Raw genomic sequence first — 17838 nt, 5'->3', positions numbered from 1 at the left:
CCGCGCGGCGCAGGTCGGGCAGGCCAAATACGCCCGCTACTGCGCGGTGTGCCACGCGCCGGGCGCGGTGGGCTCGACCGTGCTCCCCGACCTGCGCCGCGCGGGCGCGCTCGAGAGCGCGGCGACGTGGAGCGCGGTGGTGCATGACGGCGCGCTCAAGGATCGCGGTATGGCGAGTTTTGCGGGCTCTTTGTCGAAAGACGAGATCGAGGCGATCCGCGCCTATGTCATCAAGCGCGCGAACGAGGACAAGGCGCTCGAAGCGGGGAAGAAAATCGCCCGCCGCTAGCGCCGCAACAAGGGGTCGCACCGCATGAAGACACGTCTCGCCGCAGCGCTCGCCGCGCTGGCTTTCGCTATGCCGCTCGCTGCCGAGGAAACCCCCGCGCCCGCTCCGGCGGCGGCGGCGGCAGCCGCTGGCGAGTGGCGCACCTTCGCCACCGAAGCCTATCGCGGCAAGCGCGACTCTGTCAGCTTCGTCGATGACAGCCACGGCTGGTACGGCACCGGCGCGGGCGATCTCTTCGCCACCGCCGACGGCGGCGCGACTTGGGAGAAGGTCGCCAGCCGCCCCGGCACCTTCGTGCGCGCGGTCGGCTTCGTCGACCGGCAGAACGGCTTCATCGGCAATATCGGCACCGACTATTACCCCGGCGTCACCGACACGACGCCGCTCTACCGCACCCGCGACGGGGGGCGGACATGGGAGGCGGTCGACACCGGCGGCGCGACGATCAAGGGCGTCTGCGCGATCGACATCCTCAGGACGCAGCGCATCTATCAGGGCACGCTCGTCCCGCGCACCGTGATCCACGCCGCCGGGCGCGTCGGCGGGCCGACCGGCATCCTGCGTTCCGTCGATGGCGGGGAGACGTGGTCGGTGATCGACATGGCCCCCCACGCCGGGATGATCCTCGACGTCAGGTTCTTCGACGAGCTGACTGGCCTCGTCTTTGCCGCGACCAGCGCCAATCCCCAGCAGGCCGAGGGGCTGGTGCTGCGTACCGAGGATGGCGGCAGGACGTGGCAGGAAGTCTATCGCTCGGGCCGAAAGTTCGAGCTGATCTGGAAGGCGAGTTTTCCGGAGGGCAGCGACACCGGCTACGCCACCGTCCAGTCCTATGATCAGGCGCGCGCGACCCAGCTGGTGATCCGCAGCGACGACAAGGGCAAGACCTGGCGCGAGATCGAAATGGCGCAGGACCCCGCCGCGCGCCAGTTCGGCATCGGCTTCGTCAGCAAGGACGTCGGCTTCGTCGGCACCGCCGCGGGGGGCTTTGCCACGAAGGACGGCGGTGTGACATGGGAGCGCGTGGCCATCGCGCGGGCGGCGAACAAGTTCCAGGCCGTGCCGACCGAGAACGGTGTGCGCCTCTACGCCATCGGCACCGAGGTGCAGGCGATCGACTTGGCCGACTGATCAGCCCCTGAACACCACCGTCCGGTTGCCGTTCATCAGCACGCGCTCGGCCGCGAACAGCCGCACCGCTTCGGCGAGCACCCGGCGCTCGATGTCGCGGCCCTTGCGCACGAGGTCCTCGGGGCTGTCGGCGTGGGTGATGCGCTCGACATCCTGATGGATGATCGGGCCCTCGTCCAAGTCGGCGGTGACGAAATGCGCGGTCGCGCCGATGATCTTCACCCCGCGCGCGTGCGCCTGATGATAGGGCCGCGCACCCTTGAAGCCGGGGAGGAATGAGTGGTGGATGTTGATCGCGCGGCCGGCGAAATGGGCCGAGAGGTCGTCAGAGAAGACCTGCATGTAGCGCGCCAGCACCACCAGCTCGGCATCGGTCTTGGCCGCCAGCGCGCGCAATTGCGCTTCGGCGGCAGGTTTGGTCTCGGGGGTGACGGGGATGTGGTGAAAGGGGATGTCGCCGGTATCCACCCGAATCGCGGCCTCGCGCGGGTGGTTCGAGACGATCGCGACGGGATCGATCGCCAGCTCGCCGGTGCGCCAGCGGTAGAGGAGGTCGACGAGGCAGTGGTCGAACTTGCTCACCATGATGATGGTGCGGCGCGGCCGGTCCTCGCGCGCCATCTTCCATTCCATGCCGAATTCGCCCGCCAACGCGGCGAAATCCGCGCGCAGGCTCTCGGCCGTCGCGCCGTCGGGATCGAACACGACGCGCATGAAGAACCGGTCGCTCCCGCCCGCCTCGCAGCGGTCGTTGAACTGCTGGGCATCGAGAATGTTCGCGCCCCGCTCGAACAGGAAACCCGTGACCCGCGCGGTGATGCCGGGCCGGTCGGGGCAAGCGAGGGTGAGGACGAGGGGCTGTGCCACCTTACCGCGCCAGCGCCGCCTCGCACTGCGCCATCAGCTCGGCGATGATGTCGGCGGCGGGTTCTTCCTTCGTGACCATGCCGACCGACTGCCCGGCCATGACCGAGCCGTTCTCGACATCGCCCTCGATCACCGCGCGGCGCAGGGCACCTGCCCAGAAGTGCTCGATCTGCAATTGCGCCTCAACCATGTCGACTTCGCCCGCGTCGAGCAGGGCTGCGACTTCGCGCTGCTTGGCGGTGAATTCCTCGGTGCCCTTGTTCTTGAGCGCGCGCACCGGGATCACCGGCAGGCGCGGGTCGACCTGCACACTCGCCACCGCCTCGCGGGCTGAGGCGCGGAAGAAGGCCTTCTTGAAATCGGGGTGGGCGATGCTCTCGGTCGCGCAGGCGAAGCGCGTGCCCAATTGCACGCCCGCCGCGCCCATCTCGAGGTAGCTCGCGATCGCCTCGCCCCGGCCGATGCCGCCGGCGACGAAGATCAGGTGATCGGCGGCAAGCTCGGGCAGGATCTCCTGCGCCAGCACGGAGGTGGAGACCGGGCCGATATGGCCGCCAGCCTCCATCCCCTCGATCACCAGCGCATCCGCGCCCGAGCGCAGCAGCTTCTTGGCGAGCGCGAGGGTGGGCGCGAAGCAGATCACCTTGATGCCGCTGTCGTCCGCCTTGATCGCCTCCACCGAGCCCTTGGGCGGAATGCCGCCCGCCAGAACCACATGGGTGACGCCGTGTTTGCGGCACACCGCGATGAGATCGAACAGCGCCGGGTGCATGGTGATGAGGTTGACGCCGAAGGGCTTCGTCGTCAGCGCCTTGGTCGCGGCGATCTCGCTATCGAGCAGCTCGGGGGTCATTGCCCCGCAGGCGATCACGCCGAAGCCGCCCGCGTTGGAGATGGCGGCGACGAGGTTGCGCTCGCTCACCCAGCTCATCGCGCCGCACAGGATCGCGGTCTCGCAGCCGAGGAAGTGGCGGCCGCGCTCCATCAGCGCGGCGGTCTTGGGATAGGTTTCCATGGCCCGCGCGATTAGGCGCTGGCGCGGCGCGCCGCAAGCGCCTGCGGCATTCCCTTGCAAGACAAGGGGATGGCACAAGTGGCGATTTCGAGTCAGTCGCACGACAGGCTTATGATTGCTCTATAACGAAACTTTCTTTCAAACGACCGCAAGGTGTAATCAAACCCTGCCAGAGGCGGCGCGTCAGCCGGGCGCCTCTCCTCTCCCCCTGTTCCGGCTGGCACAGTTTTGACGGACACCAACGCAAAAGGAACCCCTGCCATGCTCATGCGCATTGTCCTGCCCGCTCTGGCGCTCGCCGCCGCCACCCCCGCTCTCGCCCAGCCGGCGACCATTGTCGTGCCCTACGGCGATCTCGATCTCACCAGGGAGGCCGGGCGCAAGGCGCTCGACGCGCGCATCACCCGCGCCGCCACCCGCCTGTGCGGCACCATCGGTGCGCGCGATCTGGCGCGCATCACCGCGCACAAGGCCTGCGTCGCCGAAGTGCGTGCCTCGACCGCGCCGCAGGTCGAACTCGCGCTCAACGCCGCCAATGCCCGCCGCGTGGCGGCACTGTCGGCCAAGCTGGCGGTGTTCGCCGGGCTCTGATCGTCCCCTGACACAGCCGGAGGGCGGCCGCGCGGGAGGGCGCGGCCGCCCTTTTCGCGTCAGTCGTAGACGATCCGCACCGCCCCCGCGGCCGCCTTGGCAAGCTCCACCGCCGCAGGGGCATCGCCCGCGCGGGCGAGCGCGACCCCCATGCGGCGCCAGGGCCGGGTGACGGGCTTGCCAAAGATCCGCACGTCGGTGTCGCCCAGCGCCAGCGCCTCGGCGAGGCCTGCAAAAGCGAAGCGCTCGCTCTCGCGATCGGCGAGGATCACCGCCGAGGCCGCAGGGGTGGCGGCGATGCGTTCGGGCACAGGCAGCCCGAGGATCGTGCGGGCGTGCAAGTCGAATTCGGTGAGGGTCTGGCTGACCAGCGTCACCATCCCGGTGTCATGCGGGCGGGGCGACAATTCGGAGAAGATCACCTCCTCGCCCTTCACGAAGAACTCCACCCCGTAGAGCCCCCAGCCGCGCCCGTCGCCTTGCAGCGCCATGACGACCTTGGCGGCCATGCCTTGCGCGGCGGCGAGCGCGGCCGGGGACATGGCGGCGGGCTGCCAGCTTTCGCGATAATCGCCGCGTTCCTGGCGGTGGCCGATCGGCGGGCAGAAGGAGATGCCGTCCTTGTGCCGGATGGTCAGCAGGGTGATCTCGTAGTCAAAGGCGATGAACTGTTCGCAGATCACCCGCGCCCTGTCGCCGCGCATGTTGGCGACGGCATACTCCCACGCCGCCTCCAGGGCCTCGGGCGTGTCGACCTTGCTCTGGCCCTTGCCCGAGGAGGACATCACCGGCTTCATCACCAGCGGGTAGCCGATACGCGCGGCAATGGCTTCGCACTCGGCGAAGCTCTCCGCATAGCCATATTGCGAGGTCGCCAGCCCCAGCTCGCCCGCCGCCAGATCGCGGATCGCGTCGCGGTTCATGGTGAGCTGCGCGGCGCGCGCCGAGGGGACGACGCGGAAGCCCTCCTGCTCGAGCTCGCCCAGCACCTCGGTGCGGATCGCCTCGATCTCGGGGACGACGAGGTCGGGCTGGTGGCGGATCACCGCGGCCCGCAGCGCCTCGCCATCGAGCATGGAGAAGACCTCGCGCGCGTCGGCGAGCTGCATCGCGGGGGCGTTGTCATAGCTGTCGCAGGCGATCACCCGGGCCCCGAGGCGCTTGGCGGCAATCACGAATTCGCGTCCCAGCTCGCCCGAACCGAGCAACAGGATGGTGGCAATGTGGCTCATCGGAGGCGGTTTACCGGCCTCGCGAGATGAGTCCAGTTGGGATTACGCCGCGTGGCGATGCCCCGCCACGGCCACCTGCCGACCGCCGCCCGCGCGCGCCAGCACCAGGCCGAGCTCGGCCTCGCGCAGCGTCCAGTCGACGGTGCATTCGACCCGCGCCAGACCCGCGCTCGCGGTCAGCTGCGGGGCCTTGTGCCTGCTGGTGGTGGGGGCGGGGGCGGCGAGGCCGGCAAAGGTCTCGATCACATCCTCGGCCCATTCGCGCGCGGCCCTTGGGGTCATGTCGGGGAGCAGCACCGCAAAGCGCTCGCCATCGAGCTGCGCCAGCTCGTGCCCCGGCGCCGTCAGCGTCTGGGCCATCGTCTCGAGGAACTTGGCCAGGCCCCACTGCACCTCGTCCGCGGTGCGCTGGCCATAGCGCAGCAGCAGCGCGCGCATGCCGTCGACCGCGAAGACCGCAACCATCTGCCCGCCGCCGCGCGCGAGATGGCGCCGCAGGCTGGCGCAGAAGGCGGTGCGGTTGGCGAGGCCGGTGAGCGGATCGGTGACGGCGCGGGCGTGCAGCTCGCCCTCGAGACTGCGCAACTGCTGGACCGAGCGCATCAGGCACATCGCCCCGTCGGGCGTGCCGCGCGCATCGCACATCGGCTTGAGGCTGAGCGCATACCAGCGCGGGAAATGCGCCTCACGGTCGGTGCCGCGATCGGCGCAGGCCTCGACCGGAAACTCGATCCAGCCGGCATGCGCGCAGCTGGAAAGCGCGCGGGTCACATGCTCGCCGAGTGCCGCGGCATGATCGCGAGCAGCCAGATCGGTGATGTGCGGCGGCAGCAGCGCCGCGGTGAGATCCGAGCCCAGCTCGGCGATGTTGGCCGAGGCATGAACGATGAATCCGTGGCGGTCGAGCCTGATCACGATATCGCCGGACGATTCTTCCAGCAAACCATGCAGAATATGGCCTTCGACCTCGCTTAAACCAATTTTCATTCCAACAGTGCCCCAGCGGTCCAACGATGAATTCGCCAACTCGCTCTTAGTCAGATTTACTTTATAGCTAAATTAAGTCACACTTAAGAAAACATTCCCCTGTTTTCCCGAAGACAAAGCCTCATTTGTTTAGCTAAGTAAATTTACTTGACTAAAAAACGAATCACCTCCGGATTTCGTTTACCATATTTTTCCATCAGGGCAGCCCATCCAATACGTATTGGACGCAGTAGGTAGGGGCTTCTAGCTGCGGGAACTCAGACGCGGGTCACAGCTCGATCATGATCCTGACCGCTTCGGGCGCGGTGCCGCAGGCCGCGGCGATGCGCGCGCGGCATTCGGCGATCACGCCCTCGACCTCGCGCGAGGCAGGAGCGGCGGCGAGCGCTTCGGCCTCGACCCCGAGGGCAGCCGCGATCGCGTCGAGGCGCTCGGGCAGCGGGCGGGCCTTGCCCTTCTCCCATGCCCACACCGTCGGCTTGCTGACCCCGAGCGTGGCGGCGACGTCGGCAAGCGTCAGCCCCGCCTCGCGCCGCAGCCGGTTGAGCCGCGTGCCGAGGCCTTCGCCGGACGCAGCGCCGGCGGGCAGCGGCGCGCGCGCCGGCGCGCTCTCCAGCGGCCCGGTCGGCACGCCGGGGGCAAAGCCCTGAAGCTGCGCCGCGGCAAGCGCGGCGGCTGTCAGCGGGGCGGCGAAGGCGCAGCCGTAGAGATGCTCCGAGCGCCACACCACCGAGGCGACCACCGCACCCGCCTCGGGCAGGTCGAGCGCGAGCTGCTCGCCCTCGGCCAGCACCAGCGCGGTCTCGAGCAGCAGGCCCGCGGCCGAGATGTTGTGGATCGTGACATTGGCGGTGAGGCCTTCGGGATCGGCACCGGCAAGGATGCCGCTGGTCTCCAGCAGCAGGGCCCGGCGCGGGGCACCACGCTGGTTGGCTTCGCCAGGGACGGCAACGGGCTGCTGATCGAGGTGGGCCTTGATGGCCATGACACAGGGGGCTCCGGACTCGGGAATGAGCCGGGTCACCCTCTGGTCAGAAACGTAAAGGCGAAGTCACCCGAAATGGTTAATGGGGACGAAACGGGCTATCTTTCAGCTAACCCACTGCCGCAATCCCCTTTCGCATCAGTCCTTGGCGTCGAGCCCGTAAGCCGTGTGCAGCACGCGCACCGCGAGTTCGGTCTCGTCCTCGTCGATCATCACGCTGATCTTGATCTCGCTGGTGGAGATCGCCTGAATGTTGATGCCGCGGTCGGACAGCGCGCGGAACATGCTCGAGGCGACGCCCGCGTGGCTCTTCATGCCCACGCCGACGACCGAGATCTTGGCGATCTTGCTGTCGGTGATGATGCGGTTGAAGCCGATCGCGTCGCGGCGATCTTCCAGCAGCGCCTGTGCGCGGGCGAGATCGGACTGCGGCACGGTGAAGGTCACGTCGGTCTCGCCCTTGTCGCGCCCGACGTTCTGGATGATCATGTCGACATTGATCGAGGCCGCGGCGAGCGGCTCGAAGATGTTGGCCACCGCTCCGGGGCGGTCGGGCACGCGGGTGAGGATCACCTTGGCCTCGTTCTTGTCATGCGCGATGCCGGTCACAAGCTGGCGTTCCATCAGGCCCTTCTCCACCAATTCGTCCATTTCCTCGTCCGAGACGATCATCGTCCCGGGCAGATCGTCGGCGGGCGGGGCGCCTTCGCCGATGAAGCTCGACAGCACCTGCACCCGCACCTTTTCCTTCATGGCAAGGCCGACCGAGCGGGTCTGGAGCACCTTGGCCCCGACGCTGGCGAGTTCGAGCATTTCCTCGTAAGTCACCGCCTTCTGCTTCTTCGCCTTGGCGACGATGCGCGGGTCGGTGGTGTAGACGCCGTCGACATCGGTGTAGATGTCGCAGCGGTCGGCCTTGATTGCGGCCGCCACCGCGACCGCCGAGGTGTCCGACCCGCCGCGCCCCAAAGTCGTTACGCGGCCATCCTCCGACAGCCCCTGAAAGCCCGGGATCACCGCGATCTCGCCGGCTTCCATCGAGGCGATCAGGGCTTCGGCGTCGATGCTCTCGACCCGCGCCTTGGCATGGGCCTCGATGGTGTGGATCGGCAGCTGCCAGCCGAGCCAGCTGCGCGACTTGCAGCCCAGCGCCTGCAGGGTGAGCGCCAGCAGCCCGCTCGTCACCTGCTCGCCGCTCGCGACCACCACGTCGTATTCGGCCGGATCGTAGAGCGGATTGGCCTCGCGGCAGAAATTGACCAGCCGGTCGGTCTCGCCCGCCATCGCGCTGACCACCACCGCGACGGAATCGCCGCGCGCGGCCTGCGCGCGCACGATATTGGCGACGCGGCGGATGCGCTCCGTCCCGGCCATTGAGGTGCCGCCGAATTTCATCACGATCCGGGCCAAGGGTCAGCTCCTGCTGGTGAGTGTTCGCGCGCGCTGTTAGGGTGGGATGATGGCAAACGCAAACATTCCGAATGTTACAATTCGCCCCGAAGAGGCAGATTTTTTCGCAAAGCTGGCGCGCGACTGGTGGAACCCCAAGGGGCCGATGGCCTCGCTCCACCAGGTGAACCCGGTGCGCCTTGCCTTCGTGCGCGACGCGATCGACGCGCATTGGCCCGAAGCGGCACGGGCGGCCAAGCCGCTGGCGGGCAAGGCCGCGCTCGATATCGGCTGCGGGGCGGGGCTGCTGTGCGAGCCCCTCGCACGGCTGGGCGCGGCGGTGACGGGAGTCGATGCGGCGGCCGAGAATGTCGCTGCGGCGAGCGCCCATGCCGAGGGCGTGGGGCTCGACATCCGCTACATGGCGGGCGAGGTGGCGGGGCTCGACATCGGCACCTTCGACCTCGTCACCAGCGTCGAGGTGATCGAGCATGTCGCCGACAAGCCGGCCTTCCTGCGCGACGTGGCGGCGCGGCTGGCGCCCGACGGATTGCTCGTCATGTCCACCCCCAACCGCACCGCGGCCAGCCGCGTGCTGCTGGTCGGCGCGGCCGAGGCGGTCGGCTATGTGCCGAGGGGCACGCACCACTGGCAGGATTTCGTCACGCCCGACGAACTCGAGGGCCTGCTGGCCGATGCCGGGCTGACGGTGACGGCAAAGCGCGGGATCGCGTGGCGCCCGGGCAAGGGGCTGCACCTGTCGGACGACATGGCGCTGAACTACATTGTGTCAGCGCGGCGCGCTTTAGTAGCTTGAAACACAACGGAAAGCCTGTCCGCTGTCTCAGTCGGAAGGACAGCTGCGCCCCTTCAGCGGCCCGTCGCTGAACACGCCCGCCACGCCTGCCGCCTTCATCATCGCGGCCAGCTTTACATCGCCGCAGCCCTTGCCCTTGGGGTCATCGCCGGTGCGCAAGCTCGGGGGGAGGAACTCGTTCTCCGGGCGGATCGTCCAGGCATGCACCGCAAGACCTGCCGCCCGGGCATCGGCGACGAGCGAAGTCGGCGTGCCGTCGGGCGCGAGGATCATCCCCGCATAGGCCCCCACCGCATCGGCATACTTCGCCACCTCGGCAAGGCCCGTGGGCGTCACCAAATCGGCATAGCGCAGCGACGGCTCGTCCGCCGGGCCGCCGAGCGGCTCGACCAGCAGAACCTGGCGGAAGCCCGGCGCGCGGCTGCGCAGGCGCTGGAGCGGGGCGATCTCGAAGCTCTGGATGAACACCGGGTCGGCGGGCGTGATCCCGAGCGCCCGGAAGTCGCGCAGCAGCAGGTCGACGAGGTCGATCCCGGCGTTCTGGAGCAGGAAGGTGGGGTGCTTGAGTTCAGGATAGATCCCGATCCGCCGCCCGGTCTCGGCCTCCTTGGCGCGCACCAGCTTCACGATCTCGGCCAGCGTCGGCACCTGCCAGAGCCCGTCGAACCGAGCATTGCCGGGGCGGATCGCGGGGATGCGCTCCCTGGCGCGCAGGGTCTGCAATTCGGCGAGGGTGAAGTCCTCGGCGAACCAACCTGAAACCAGCCGGCCCTCGATGGTCTTCTCGCGGCGGCGATCCTCGAACTCCTCGCGGCTCGCGACATCGGTGGTGCCCGACAGCTCGTTCTCGTGGCGCGCGACCAGCACCAGATCCTTGGTCGCCACCAGATCGGGCTCGATATAGTCCGCACCCTGATCGATCGCCAGTTCATAGGCGGCGAGCGTGTGCTCGGGCCGCTCGGCGCTCGCGCCGCGGTGGGCGATGATCAGCATGTCGCTGTCCTGCGCTGCCACCGGCACGGCGGCAAGCAGGGCGAGCGCTATCACAGCAAGGCGGCGGACCATTCTTCCTCCTTGAAACCGATCAGCACGCCGTGGGCATGTTCCACGATCGGCCGCTTGATGATGCTCGGGTGCTGGACGAGCAATGCGACGGCGGTGTGACTGTCGTCCGCGCGGGCCTTGTCCGATGCTTCGAGCGCGCGGAAGGTGGTGCCCTTGCGGTTCACCACGGCATCAAGGCCCGCAGCCGCGATCCACGCGGCGAGCCTTTCGGGGTCGGCACCCTCTTTCTTGTAGTCGTGGAAGGTGTAGGCGCGGCCCTGCCTGTCGAGCCAGGTGCGGGCCTTCTTGACCGTGTCGCAATTGGGGATGCCGTAGAGGTGGATCATGGCCTGTCTCCTGTTCAATGGCGCGGGGCGAGGTGCGCGTCGGCAATCGCCACCGCGAGCGCGTCGGCGGCGTCGCTCCCGGCGATTGCGACGCCGGGGAGCAGCACCTTGACCATCGCCGCGACCTGAGCCTTCTCCGCCCCGCCGGTGCCGGTGACCGCCTTCTTGACGAGCCGCGCGGCGTGTTCGTTCACCGTCAGCCCCGCCGCCCCGCAGGCTGCCAGCACCGCGCCGCGCGCCTGGGCGAGCTTGAGGGTCGATTGCGGGTTCTTGTTGACGAAAATCTCTTCGGCTGCGGCGCGGCCGGGGTGATGTTCGGCAATCACGGCAGCGAGCCCCGCCTGAAGCGCCGCCAGCCGTGCGGCCATCGGGGCGGCCGGATCGGTCTTGATCTGTCCGTTCGCGACGTGGCTCAGACGTGCGCCCTCGGCGCGGATCACGCCCCAGCCGGTCGAGGACAGCGAGGGGTCGAGGCCGAGGATCAGCATTTCTCTAGAGCCCAACCATGAAGCCGAGCCGCCACAGCATCGCAAGCAGGAACGCGGCCCCCAGTGCTATCGCCAGCAGCCACTCCCGCGGTTTCAGCCCAGCTTCTCCATCACCGCGTCGGAGATTTCGTAATTGCCCCAAACGGTCTGCACGTCGTCGTCGTCGTCGAGCGTGTCGATCAGCTTCATCAGCGTTGCCGCGACCTCCTCGTTGACGTCGACGCTGAGCACCGGCTTCCACGCCAGCTTCACGTTGTCCGCCGGGCCGAGCACCTTTTCGAGCTCGCCCGCCACGCCGTGCAGGTCTTCGGCGGCGGTCCAGATGGTGTGGCCGTCCTCGGAGGATTCCACATCATCCGCGCCCGCCTCGATCGCGGCTTCGAGCACCTTTTCCTCGTCGCCCGCCGCCGCGCTGTATTCGATCAACCCGCGCCGCTCGAAGCCGTGGCTGACCGAGCCCTCGGACCCGAGGTTTCCGCCGTTCTTGCTGAAGGCGGTGCGCACGTTGGTCGCCGTGCGGTTGCGGTTGTCGGTCAGCGCCTCGACGATCAGCGCGACCCCGCCCGGGCCATAGCCCTCGTAGCGGATCTCGACATAGTCCTCGCCGCCCGCTTGGCCCGCCTTGTCGATCGCGCGCTGGATGTTGTCCTTGGGCATCGACTGCGCGCGCGCCGCGTTCACCGCGAGCCGCAGGCGCGGGTTCATGTCGGGATCGGGCATGCCCATCTTGGCCGCCACGGTGATTTCGCGGCTGAGCTTGGAGAACATCGCCGCGCGTTTCTTGTCCTGCGCACCCTTGCGGTGCATGATGTTCTTGAACTTGGAATGGCCTGCCATTGGACGACTTCACCGGAAATGTTGGAGACGTGGGGGCGGGCCTTACTCCGGCAGGCGCGGGGGACGCAAGGGCGCGCGCGCCGAGCTTTCGCGAGAGACTGGCGGAGGCGGCGCGCTTCATGGTGCGGCCGCACCATGCACGCCAGCCGCTCGCCTCGGCCCGCGAGCGGGCGGCGGCGGTGCTGGCGGCGGCTCTCGTCCACCTCGTGCTGTTCGCGCTGGTGGTCGCGCCATTGTGGCTGGCGGGGCGGAGCGCCGGCGTGCTGCCTGCCCCCGACATCGATCCCGACAGTCTCGCGACGAGCCCGCTCGCCTTCCTGGTGATCGCCCCGCTGCTCGAGGAACTGGTGTTTCGCAGCTGGCTGACCGGGCGGGTTGCCGCCCTGCGCTTTGCGGCCTGCGGCTTTGCGGCAATGGCGCTGATGCTGGCGGGCGTGTCGCTGGTGCCCGATCACGCCCGGATGCTGGCATGGGCGGGGGCGGGCGTGGCGCTGGCGGGCCTTGTCCAATGGAGCCTGACCCGCGCGCGCGAGCACGCTCGCAAGGTGCCGCCCGCTTTCATTCGCCACTTCGGCTTCATCGTCTGGGCACAGGCGCTGCTGTTCGGCGCGATCCACCTCGGCAATTACGCGGATTTCACCAGTCCGCTCGGCCTCGCCGTGGTGCTGCCGCAGGTGCTGGGCGGGCTTCTGCTCGCCTTCATTCGGACCCGCGCGGGACTGGCGGCGGCGATGGCGTATCACGCGGGGTATAATGCGCTGGTGCTCGCGGGCGGATACCTGCTCGCCTAGGGCGCGATATCGAAATGCAGCGCGGTGATCTCCTCGCTCGCGAGCTTGCGGTAGAGGCGGCGCGCCGGTTCGTCCTCGGGGACGATGTCGGCCTGGACGAAGATCGTCCACGCGCCGATCTCGCGCGCGATGGTGCGCAGGGCCTCGATCAGGGCTGTCGCCAGCCCCTGCCGCCGGGCGCTTTCCAGCACCGCAAGGTCGTAGATGTAGATCTCGCTGCGGGCCTGTTCGAACTTGGGCAGGACATAGGCGGCGAGCGCACCCACCGCTGCGCCGCCCGCTTCCGCCAGCAGCGCGATGTGGTGCGGATTGGCAAGCCAGCACTCTGCCCATCCCGCATCGGGCGGGGCGGCGGCGTAGTGCTCAGGATCATCGAAGCCTTGCGCGAAGACCGCGTTCATCGCGCGGAACCCGGCAAGGTCTCCCGGGCCGAGGCGGCGGACTGTGACGCTCAGACCCGCACCGCCGTGCCGCTGGCCGAAACCATCAGCATCGAGCCGGTGTCGCCGATGACTTCGTAATCGAGGTCAATGGCGACCACCGCATTGGCCCCGCGCGCGGCGGCCTCGGACTGCAATTCCTCGATCGCCTGGTTGCGCGCATCGGCAAGGATGCGCTCGTAGCTGCCCGAGCGGCCGCCGACGATGTCGCGGATATTGGCGAACAGATCGCGGAACAGGTTCGCGCCGACGATCACCTCGCCGGTGACGATGCCCATATATTCCTGGATCGGCCGGCCCTCCAGGGTCGGGGTGGTGCTGACGATGACGCTGCGCGCGTCTCTCCACGGGGATGCCATTGATCTCTCTCCTCTTGATACTGTGTTAGATAGATAACACAGAGCGGTGACGTTTCAATGGCAAGCCGCAGCTGTCACGCCATCCCGAGCGCGGCCTTGTAGGTTTCCAGCAGCATGTCCTGCTCGCTGCGGTCGTCGGGCTTCATCTTACGCAGACGCACGATCTGGCGCATGATCTTGGGATCGTAACCCACCGCCTTGGCTTCCATGTAGACGTCGCGGATATCGTCGGCGATGCCCTTCTTTTCTTCCTCGAGGCGTTCGATGCGCTCGATCAGGAGGCGCAGGCGGTCGTCGGCGGTTTCGGCCATTGGGTGGGCTCCATCGGTAAATGAGAATCGGTTGGCGGGCGGAATAGCCAGCCGCCGCCCGCGATTGAACCGCCCGCGAAAATTATTCCTGTGCGTTCTTCGCCACGCTGGCCGCCATGCGGGCGAGCTGTTCCTCGGTGGCGGGGGTTTGGCGGGTCGCCTTCCATTCGGCGCTGGGCATCCCGTGGATCACTTCGCGCGCCGCCTCCTTGTCGCCCGGATAGCCCGCCTCGCGGATCCAGTCGGCAAGGCAGTTGCGGCAGAAGCCCGCAAGGCCCATCAGATCGATGTTCTGCGCATCGTGGCGATGCCGCAGGTGGCGCACCAGCCGGCGGAAGGCGGCGGCGGCCTGTGCGTCGTCCAGCGTATCGAGCGGATCGGCATTGGTATTCATCACGGCTTTTCCTTGAGTTGAAATGCGCCTGTGCCATAGGCTCAGGCCAAGAGGGATACCCATTAATGTCACGACGGATCGACCCGCGCGGCCGCAAGGTCAAGATTCTCGCCACCATCGGCCCCGCGAGCCGCTCGCCCGAGATGCTGGAGCGGCTGGTGCGCGCCGGGGCCGATGCCTTCCGCCTCAACATGAGCCACGGCAGCCACGCCGATCACGAGCCGGTGGTCGCCGCGATCCGCGCGCTCGAAAAGCAGTTCGCGCGCCCGATCGCGATCCTCGCCGACCTCCAGGGGCCCAAGCTGCGCGTCGGCACCTTCGCCGAGGGGCAGGCGGTGATCCGCCATTCGGGCCACTTCACGCTCGACCGCGACCCCGCGCCCGGCGATCACAACCGCGTGTTCCTGCCGCACCCGGAGCTGTTCGGGATCATGGAGCGCGGCCAGCGCCTGCTGATCAACGACGGCAAGATCCGGCTGAAGGTGCTCGAGGCCGACGACAGCCGCATCCTGTGTTCGGCCGAGGTCGGCGGGGTGATCTCGGACCGCAAGGGGGTGAACGTCCCCGATGCCGAGGTGCCGATCCCCGCGCTCACCGAAAAGGACCGCCGCGATCTCGCCTTCGCCACCGAGCACGGGGCGGACTGGATCGCATTGAGCTTCGTGCAGCGGCCCGAGGACATTGCCGAGGCGAGGAAGCTGATCGGCACCCACGGCACCGCGATCTGCGCCAAGATCGAGAAGCCCAAGGCGGTCGACCGCATCGAATCGATCATCGAGCTGGCCGACGGAATCATGGTCGCGCGCGGCGATCTGGGCGTCGAGCTCGGGCCCTACGAGGTGCCGCCGCTCCAGAAGCGCATCGTCAACGCCGCGCGCCGCGCGGGCAAGCCGGTGATCGTGGCGACGCAGATGCTCGAAAGCATGATCGAGAGCCCCTCGCCGACCCGCGCCGAGGTCTCCGACGTCGCCAACGCGGTCTATGACGGGGCCGATGCGGTGATGCTCTCGGCCGAGAGCGCGGCCGGGCAGTGGCCCGAGGAATCGGTCGCGATGATGGACCGGATCGCGGCGCAGGTCGAACGCGACGAGGGTTACAAGGCGCGCGTGCGCTTCCTCGAGACCCCGCCCGATGCGACCACCTCGGATGCGCTGGCGCATGCCTGCATGACCATCGCCGACACCGTGCCGATCAGCGCGATCACCGTCTTCACCACCAGCGGTTCGACCGCGCGGCGGGTGGCGCGCGAACGTCCGGCGACGCCGATGCTGGTGCTCACCCCCTCGATCCGCACCGCGCGCCGCGTCGCGCTGCTGTGGGGCGCGCATGCGGTGGCGACCAAGGACATCGGCAGCTTCGAGGAGATGATCGGCAAGGGCAAGCGCATGGCGCTGCGCCACAGCCTTGCGAGCGCCGGGGCCAAGCTGATCGTGCTCGCCGGCGTGCCCTTCGGAACGCCCGGGGCGACCAACCTGCTGCATGTCGTGACCGTGACCGGCGACGAGCTCGAGAAGCACAAGGGCTGAAGCCGTGTCCGCCGCCTATCCGTGGGACGCCGACTGGCACGGCATAGACGATCCGGAGCAGGCCCGCGGGCTGGAGCGCGAACTCGCCCGCGAGCTGCCGCGCGACCACATCCTCGCGGGCCGCACGGTAACAGCGCTCGGGCGGCGCGCGGGGCGTGACGATGTCCTGTTCCTGCTCGATGACGGCACCTTCGCGCAGGTTCACCTCACTTGGAACGTCGAGCGCAATCGGGCCTGGCCCGCGACCGAACTCTACCCCGATTTCGCCGCATGGCTGGCCGTCCCGCCGCAGGATCGCTGACGTCCAGCCTCAGAACGACTGGCTGACCCTGACGTTGATCCGCGGCGTCTTGTCGTCGGTGTCGTAGCGGTCTTCGGTGAGCGGCACCGCCACTTCGAAATCGAGATCGAGGTCGCGGGTGATGTCGGTCCGGAACCCCGCGCCGCTCGATGCCAGCGTGCCGCCGCCGCGCCCGGCGGCAAGGTTCGAGGCGGTGCCCGCGTCGGCAAAGGCATAGAGCTGCACATTGCGCACCGCGCCCAGCGCGCGCGGCCAGTCGTAGCGGAGCTCTGCAAGGCCCGCGACGCCCTGATCGCCGACAGCTTGCGCAAAGTCGTAGCCCCGCAGGAACTGCGTTCCGCCCAGCGCGAAGTTCTCGCCGATCAGGAGCGGGGCAGTGGACAGCTGGCCGACGCTCGACAGCTGGAGGCTGACGCGCGGGGCGATCCCGCGCCGCCAGTTGAGCCACCATCCGAGCGTGGTGAAATCGGGCGCCGCATCGAGGCGCGAGGCGAGCGGACTGCCGGTCGGCGTCGCGCCGAAGGTGGGTATGCCCTGGCTCACCGTCGCGCGGCCCTGCAGGTTGCCCCCGGCGAGCGGCCCGAAGCCATAGAACCCGAGCCGCACGAGCGCGATCCAGTCGTGGCGGGCGGGCTGGCCGAAGCTGTCCTGCGCGAGATCCTGCAACTCCGCGCTCGCTTCGAGCCACAGGCTGCGCTTCTGCGCGCGCAGCAGCGGGTGGCGGATGCGGATGCCGCCATGGATGGCCTCGCCGACAAGTTCGCGGTTCGCCAGATAGGCACCGGGTTCGGTGCGCGAATAGGAGCCGAAGGCGCCCACGGTGGTGCCGGAATCGTTGATCACCACGCTGTAGCGCGCGCTGAAGAAGGCGAGTTCCTCGGGCTCGAACGGGGTGGACGAGAAACTGAGGTCGACGCGGTCGCGCGGTGAGATCAACCCGTTGGCGTCAAGCTCGATCCGTGCCCGGAACGGCCCCAGCGGCTTGGTGCCGTCGGTGCTGGCGATCACGCTGCCGCCGAAATCGTTGCGCCGGGCATCGACCACGAGAATGCGGCGCTCGCCCTCGCGCTCGAAGCGGGTCGTGCGGATCCACACCCCCGGCAGGTCATCGGCCAGCAGCACCTCGCGCTGGAGCGCGGCGAGGGTGACCGGGCGGCCATCGGCGAGGCGCTGGAGCTGGCGGCGGATCGCGGGATCATCCGAGCCCTCGACCCGCACGGCGTCGATCCGGCCCTCCTCGATCCGCACCCGCAGCATGCCGCCCACCAGACGCTGTTCGGGGATCCATGCGGTCGCGAGGACATAGCCCTCGGCGCGCGCGCGGGCGGCGATCGCGTCGGTCAGGCGGCCGAGTTCGGCGCGATCGAGCGGGCGTCCGGCGAAGGGTTCGACCACGGAAGCAAAATCGGCCTGCCGCATCGCCACGAGGCCGTCGACCACGATCGCGCCGACATCGAGCACCGGGCCGCCAGCCGCCGCGAGTGGGGCGTCGAGCACCGGCAGCACCTCGATTCGCACCTGGTCGTCGGCGGGCAAGGCCTGCTCGTCGCGGTTGGCCTGCGTCTGGGGGTTGGTGCGATCGAGCACGTCCTGCCCCGCCAGCGGCCCCGCCGCCAGCGCCGTGATTGCGCAGGCCCAGAGTTTAACCCTTCGCAAGATTGCGAAACCCCCGTCATCCCGAGACAAGCCTTTCCTCT

22 protein-coding genes are annotated in these 17838 nt (G+C 68.6%); 7 read left to right on the top strand and 15 right to left on the bottom strand.

Annotated features, from left to right (window positions below; genetic code table 11):
• On the top strand, positions 1–289 hold a 289-nt coding region (locus tag AX692_RS10220; protein WP_155646306.1), incomplete at its 5' end, for a c-type cytochrome.
• Positions 290–313: 24 nt separating this feature from the next.
• Positions 314–1420 (top strand): WD40/YVTN/BNR-like repeat-containing protein, encoded by a 1107-nt coding sequence (locus tag AX692_RS10215; protein WP_073973350.1) that lies wholly within the window; start codon positions 314–316, stop codon positions 1418–1420.
• Here AX692_RS10215 and purU read toward each other — a convergent pair whose 3' ends face one another.
• Both purU and AX692_RS10205 read right to left on the bottom strand, forming a co-directional pair.
• Positions 1421–2287, bottom strand: a complete 867-nt coding sequence (gene purU / locus AX692_RS10210) for a formyltetrahydrofolate deformylase (RefSeq protein WP_073973351.1) — start codon at positions 2285–2287, stop codon at positions 1421–1423.
• Between the two features lies 1 nt (position 2288).
• Entirely contained in the window at positions 2289–3302 is a 1014-nt protein-coding gene (locus tag AX692_RS10205) for an NAD(P)H-dependent flavin oxidoreductase (RefSeq protein WP_073973352.1), read from the bottom strand.
• Between the two features lie 261 nt (positions 3303–3563).
• Here AX692_RS10205 and AX692_RS10200 point away from each other — a divergent pair, with 261 nt between their 5' ends.
• A complete protein-coding gene (locus AX692_RS10200) occupies positions 3564–3893 on the top strand; it encodes a UrcA family protein (protein WP_073973353.1) in 330 nt (109 codons plus the stop codon).
• A gap of 59 nt (positions 3894–3952) precedes the next feature.
• Here the strand turns inward: AX692_RS10200 and purT are convergent, their stop codons facing one another.
• The 4 genes from purT to AX692_RS10180 form a co-directional block, all read right to left on the bottom strand.
• Positions 3953–5125, bottom strand: a complete 1173-nt coding sequence (purT, locus tag AX692_RS10195; RefSeq protein ID WP_073973354.1) for a formate-dependent phosphoribosylglycinamide formyltransferase — start codon at positions 5123–5125, stop codon at positions 3953–3955.
• Positions 5126–5167: 42 nt separating this feature from the next.
• Entirely contained in the window at positions 5168–6112 is a 945-nt protein-coding gene (locus AX692_RS10190) for a GGDEF domain-containing protein (protein ID WP_073973355.1), read from the bottom strand.
• A gap of 268 nt (positions 6113–6380) precedes the next feature.
• Positions 6381–7097: a helix-turn-helix domain-containing protein gene (locus tag AX692_RS10185; RefSeq protein ID WP_073973356.1), complete on the bottom strand. Its 717-nt coding sequence runs from the start codon at positions 7095–7097 to the stop codon at positions 6381–6383.
• A gap of 138 nt (positions 7098–7235) precedes the next feature.
• The gene (locus AX692_RS10180) at positions 7236–8507 is read right to left on the bottom strand and encodes an aspartate kinase (RefSeq protein ID WP_073973357.1); all 1272 of its coding nucleotides are present in this window, start codon (positions 8505–8507) and stop codon (positions 7236–7238) included.
• Positions 8508–8556: 49 nt separating this feature from the next.
• Here AX692_RS10180 and ubiG point away from each other — a divergent pair, with 49 nt between their 5' ends.
• Positions 8557–9303, top strand: a complete 747-nt coding sequence (gene ubiG, locus AX692_RS10175) for a bifunctional 2-polyprenyl-6-hydroxyphenol methylase/3-demethylubiquinol 3-O-methyltransferase UbiG (protein WP_073973370.1) — start codon at positions 8557–8559, stop codon at positions 9301–9303.
• Between the two features lie 27 nt (positions 9304–9330).
• On the opposite strand, the gene AX692_RS10170 is transcribed toward ubiG, so the two are convergent.
• The 4 genes from AX692_RS10170 to AX692_RS10155 all read right to left on the bottom strand — a co-directional run bounded on the left by AX692_RS10170 (position 9331) and on the right by AX692_RS10155 (position 12019).
• Positions 9331–10368, bottom strand: a complete 1038-nt coding sequence (locus tag AX692_RS10170; protein ID WP_073973358.1) for a glycerophosphodiester phosphodiesterase family protein — start codon at positions 10366–10368, stop codon at positions 9331–9333.
• A complete protein-coding gene (locus AX692_RS10165) occupies positions 10347–10694 on the bottom strand; it encodes an arsenate reductase (RefSeq protein ID WP_073973359.1) in 348 nt (115 codons plus the stop codon). The genes AX692_RS10170 and AX692_RS10165 overlap by 22 nt, the downstream gene beginning before the upstream one ends.
• A 14-nt stretch (positions 10695–10708) precedes the next feature.
• On the bottom strand, positions 10709–11182 hold the full coding sequence (ruvC, locus tag AX692_RS10160; protein WP_073973360.1) for a crossover junction endodeoxyribonuclease RuvC: 474 nt from the start codon (positions 11180–11182) through the stop codon (positions 10709–10711).
• A gap of 93 nt (positions 11183–11275) precedes the next feature.
• Positions 11276–12019 carry a YebC/PmpR family DNA-binding transcriptional regulator gene (locus tag AX692_RS10155; protein ID WP_073973361.1) on the bottom strand — a complete coding sequence of 248 codons (744 nt, stop codon included), beginning with the start codon at positions 12017–12019 and terminating at the stop codon, positions 11276–11278.
• Here AX692_RS10155 and AX692_RS10150 point away from each other — a divergent pair.
• Complete coding sequence (locus AX692_RS10150) at positions 12019–12810, top strand: type II CAAX prenyl endopeptidase Rce1 family protein (protein WP_155644910.1); 792 nt, start codon at positions 12019–12021, stop codon at positions 12808–12810. The two genes, AX692_RS10155 and AX692_RS10150, sit on opposite strands and share 1 nt — an antisense overlap.
• Here AX692_RS10150 and AX692_RS10145 read toward each other — a convergent pair.
• From AX692_RS10145 to AX692_RS10130, 4 genes are all read right to left on the bottom strand, one after another.
• Positions 12807–13211, bottom strand: a complete 405-nt coding sequence (locus AX692_RS10145; protein ID WP_081095247.1) for a GNAT family N-acetyltransferase — start codon at positions 13209–13211, stop codon at positions 12807–12809. The two genes, AX692_RS10150 and AX692_RS10145, sit on opposite strands and share 4 nt — an antisense overlap.
• A 50-nt stretch (positions 13212–13261) precedes the next feature.
• A complete protein-coding gene (locus tag AX692_RS10140) occupies positions 13262–13609 on the bottom strand; it encodes a heavy metal-binding domain-containing protein (RefSeq protein WP_073973364.1) in 348 nt (115 codons plus the stop codon).
• A gap of 74 nt (positions 13610–13683) precedes the next feature.
• Positions 13684–13920, bottom strand: coding sequence for a DUF2312 domain-containing protein (locus tag AX692_RS10135; protein ID WP_026092160.1), 237 nt, complete (start codon positions 13918–13920; stop codon positions 13684–13686).
• Between the two features lie 82 nt (positions 13921–14002).
• Entirely contained in the window at positions 14003–14314 is a 312-nt protein-coding gene (locus AX692_RS10130; RefSeq protein WP_073973365.1) for a DUF1244 domain-containing protein, read from the bottom strand.
• A 65-nt stretch (positions 14315–14379) separates the two neighbouring features.
• Here AX692_RS10130 and pyk point away from each other — a divergent pair, with 65 nt between their 5' ends.
• Positions 14380–15840: a pyruvate kinase gene (gene pyk / locus AX692_RS10125; protein WP_073973366.1), complete on the top strand. Its 1461-nt coding sequence runs from the start codon at positions 14380–14382 to the stop codon at positions 15838–15840.
• 4 nt (positions 15841–15844) lie between these two features.
• On the top strand, positions 15845–16141 hold the full coding sequence (locus AX692_RS10120; RefSeq protein ID WP_073973367.1) for a hypothetical protein: 297 nt from the start codon (positions 15845–15847) through the stop codon (positions 16139–16141).
• Positions 16142–16150: 9 nt separating this feature from the next.
• On the opposite strand, the gene AX692_RS10115 is transcribed toward AX692_RS10120, so the two are convergent.
• Positions 16151–17797: a ShlB/FhaC/HecB family hemolysin secretion/activation protein gene (locus tag AX692_RS10115; RefSeq protein WP_073981551.1), complete on the bottom strand. Its 1647-nt coding sequence runs from the start codon at positions 17795–17797 to the stop codon at positions 16151–16153.
• Between the last annotated feature and the right edge of the window lie 41 nt (positions 17798–17838).

The organism is Erythrobacter donghaensis (assembly GCF_001557325.1).
Classification (GTDB): domain Bacteria; phylum Pseudomonadota; class Alphaproteobacteria; order Sphingomonadales; family Sphingomonadaceae; genus Erythrobacter; species Erythrobacter donghaensis_B.
Note: the sequence above shows the minus strand (reverse complement) of the source record. Positions and strands in the feature narration are given on the sequence as shown.

Bases quoted from the DNA above. Each gene is read 5' to 3' on its own strand.
- AX692_RS10130 (WP_073973365.1), bottom strand. From the start codon at position 14,314: ATGAATACCAATGCCGATCCGCTCGATACGCTGGACGACGCACAGGCC.
- AX692_RS10135 (WP_026092160.1), bottom strand. From the start codon at position 13,920: ATGGCCGAAACCGCCGACGACCGCCTGCGCCTCCTGATCGAGCGCATC.
- ubiG (WP_073973370.1), top strand. From the start codon at position 8,557: ATGGCAAACGCAAACATTCCGAATGTTACAATTCGCCCCGAAGAGGCA.
- purT (WP_073973354.1), bottom strand. From the start codon at position 5,125: ATGAGCCACATTGCCACCATCCTGTTGCTCGGTTCGGGCGAGCTGGGA.
- AX692_RS10170 (WP_073973358.1), bottom strand. From the start codon at position 10,368: ATGGTCCGCCGCCTTGCTGTGATAGCGCTCGCCCTGCTTGCCGCCGTG.
- AX692_RS10185 (WP_073973356.1), bottom strand. From the start codon at position 7,097: ATGGCCATCAAGGCCCACCTCGATCAGCAGCCCGTTGCCGTCCCTGGC.
- pyk (WP_073973366.1), top strand. From the start codon at position 14,380: ATGTCACGACGGATCGACCCGCGCGGCCGCAAGGTCAAGATTCTCGCC.
- AX692_RS10165 (WP_073973359.1), bottom strand. From the start codon at position 10,694: ATGATCCACCTCTACGGCATCCCCAATTGCGACACGGTCAAGAAGGCC.
- ruvC (WP_073973360.1), bottom strand. From the start codon at position 11,182: ATGCTGATCCTCGGCCTCGACCCCTCGCTGTCCTCGACCGGCTGGGGC.
- AX692_RS10155 (WP_073973361.1), bottom strand. From the start codon at position 12,019: ATGGCAGGCCATTCCAAGTTCAAGAACATCATGCACCGCAAGGGTGCG.
- AX692_RS10200 (WP_073973353.1), top strand. From the start codon at position 3,564: ATGCTCATGCGCATTGTCCTGCCCGCTCTGGCGCTCGCCGCCGCCACC.
- AX692_RS10215 (WP_073973350.1), top strand. From the start codon at position 314: ATGAAGACACGTCTCGCCGCAGCGCTCGCCGCGCTGGCTTTCGCTATG.
- AX692_RS10190 (WP_073973355.1), bottom strand. From the start codon at position 6,112: ATGAAAATTGGTTTAAGCGAGGTCGAAGGCCATATTCTGCATGGTTTG.
- AX692_RS10205 (WP_073973352.1), bottom strand. From the start codon at position 3,302: ATGGAAACCTATCCCAAGACCGCCGCGCTGATGGAGCGCGGCCGCCAC.
- AX692_RS10145 (WP_081095247.1), bottom strand. From the start codon at position 13,211: ATGAACGCGGTCTTCGCGCAAGGCTTCGATGATCCTGAGCACTACGCC.
- AX692_RS10140 (WP_073973364.1), bottom strand. From the start codon at position 13,609: ATGGCATCCCCGTGGAGAGACGCGCGCAGCGTCATCGTCAGCACCACC.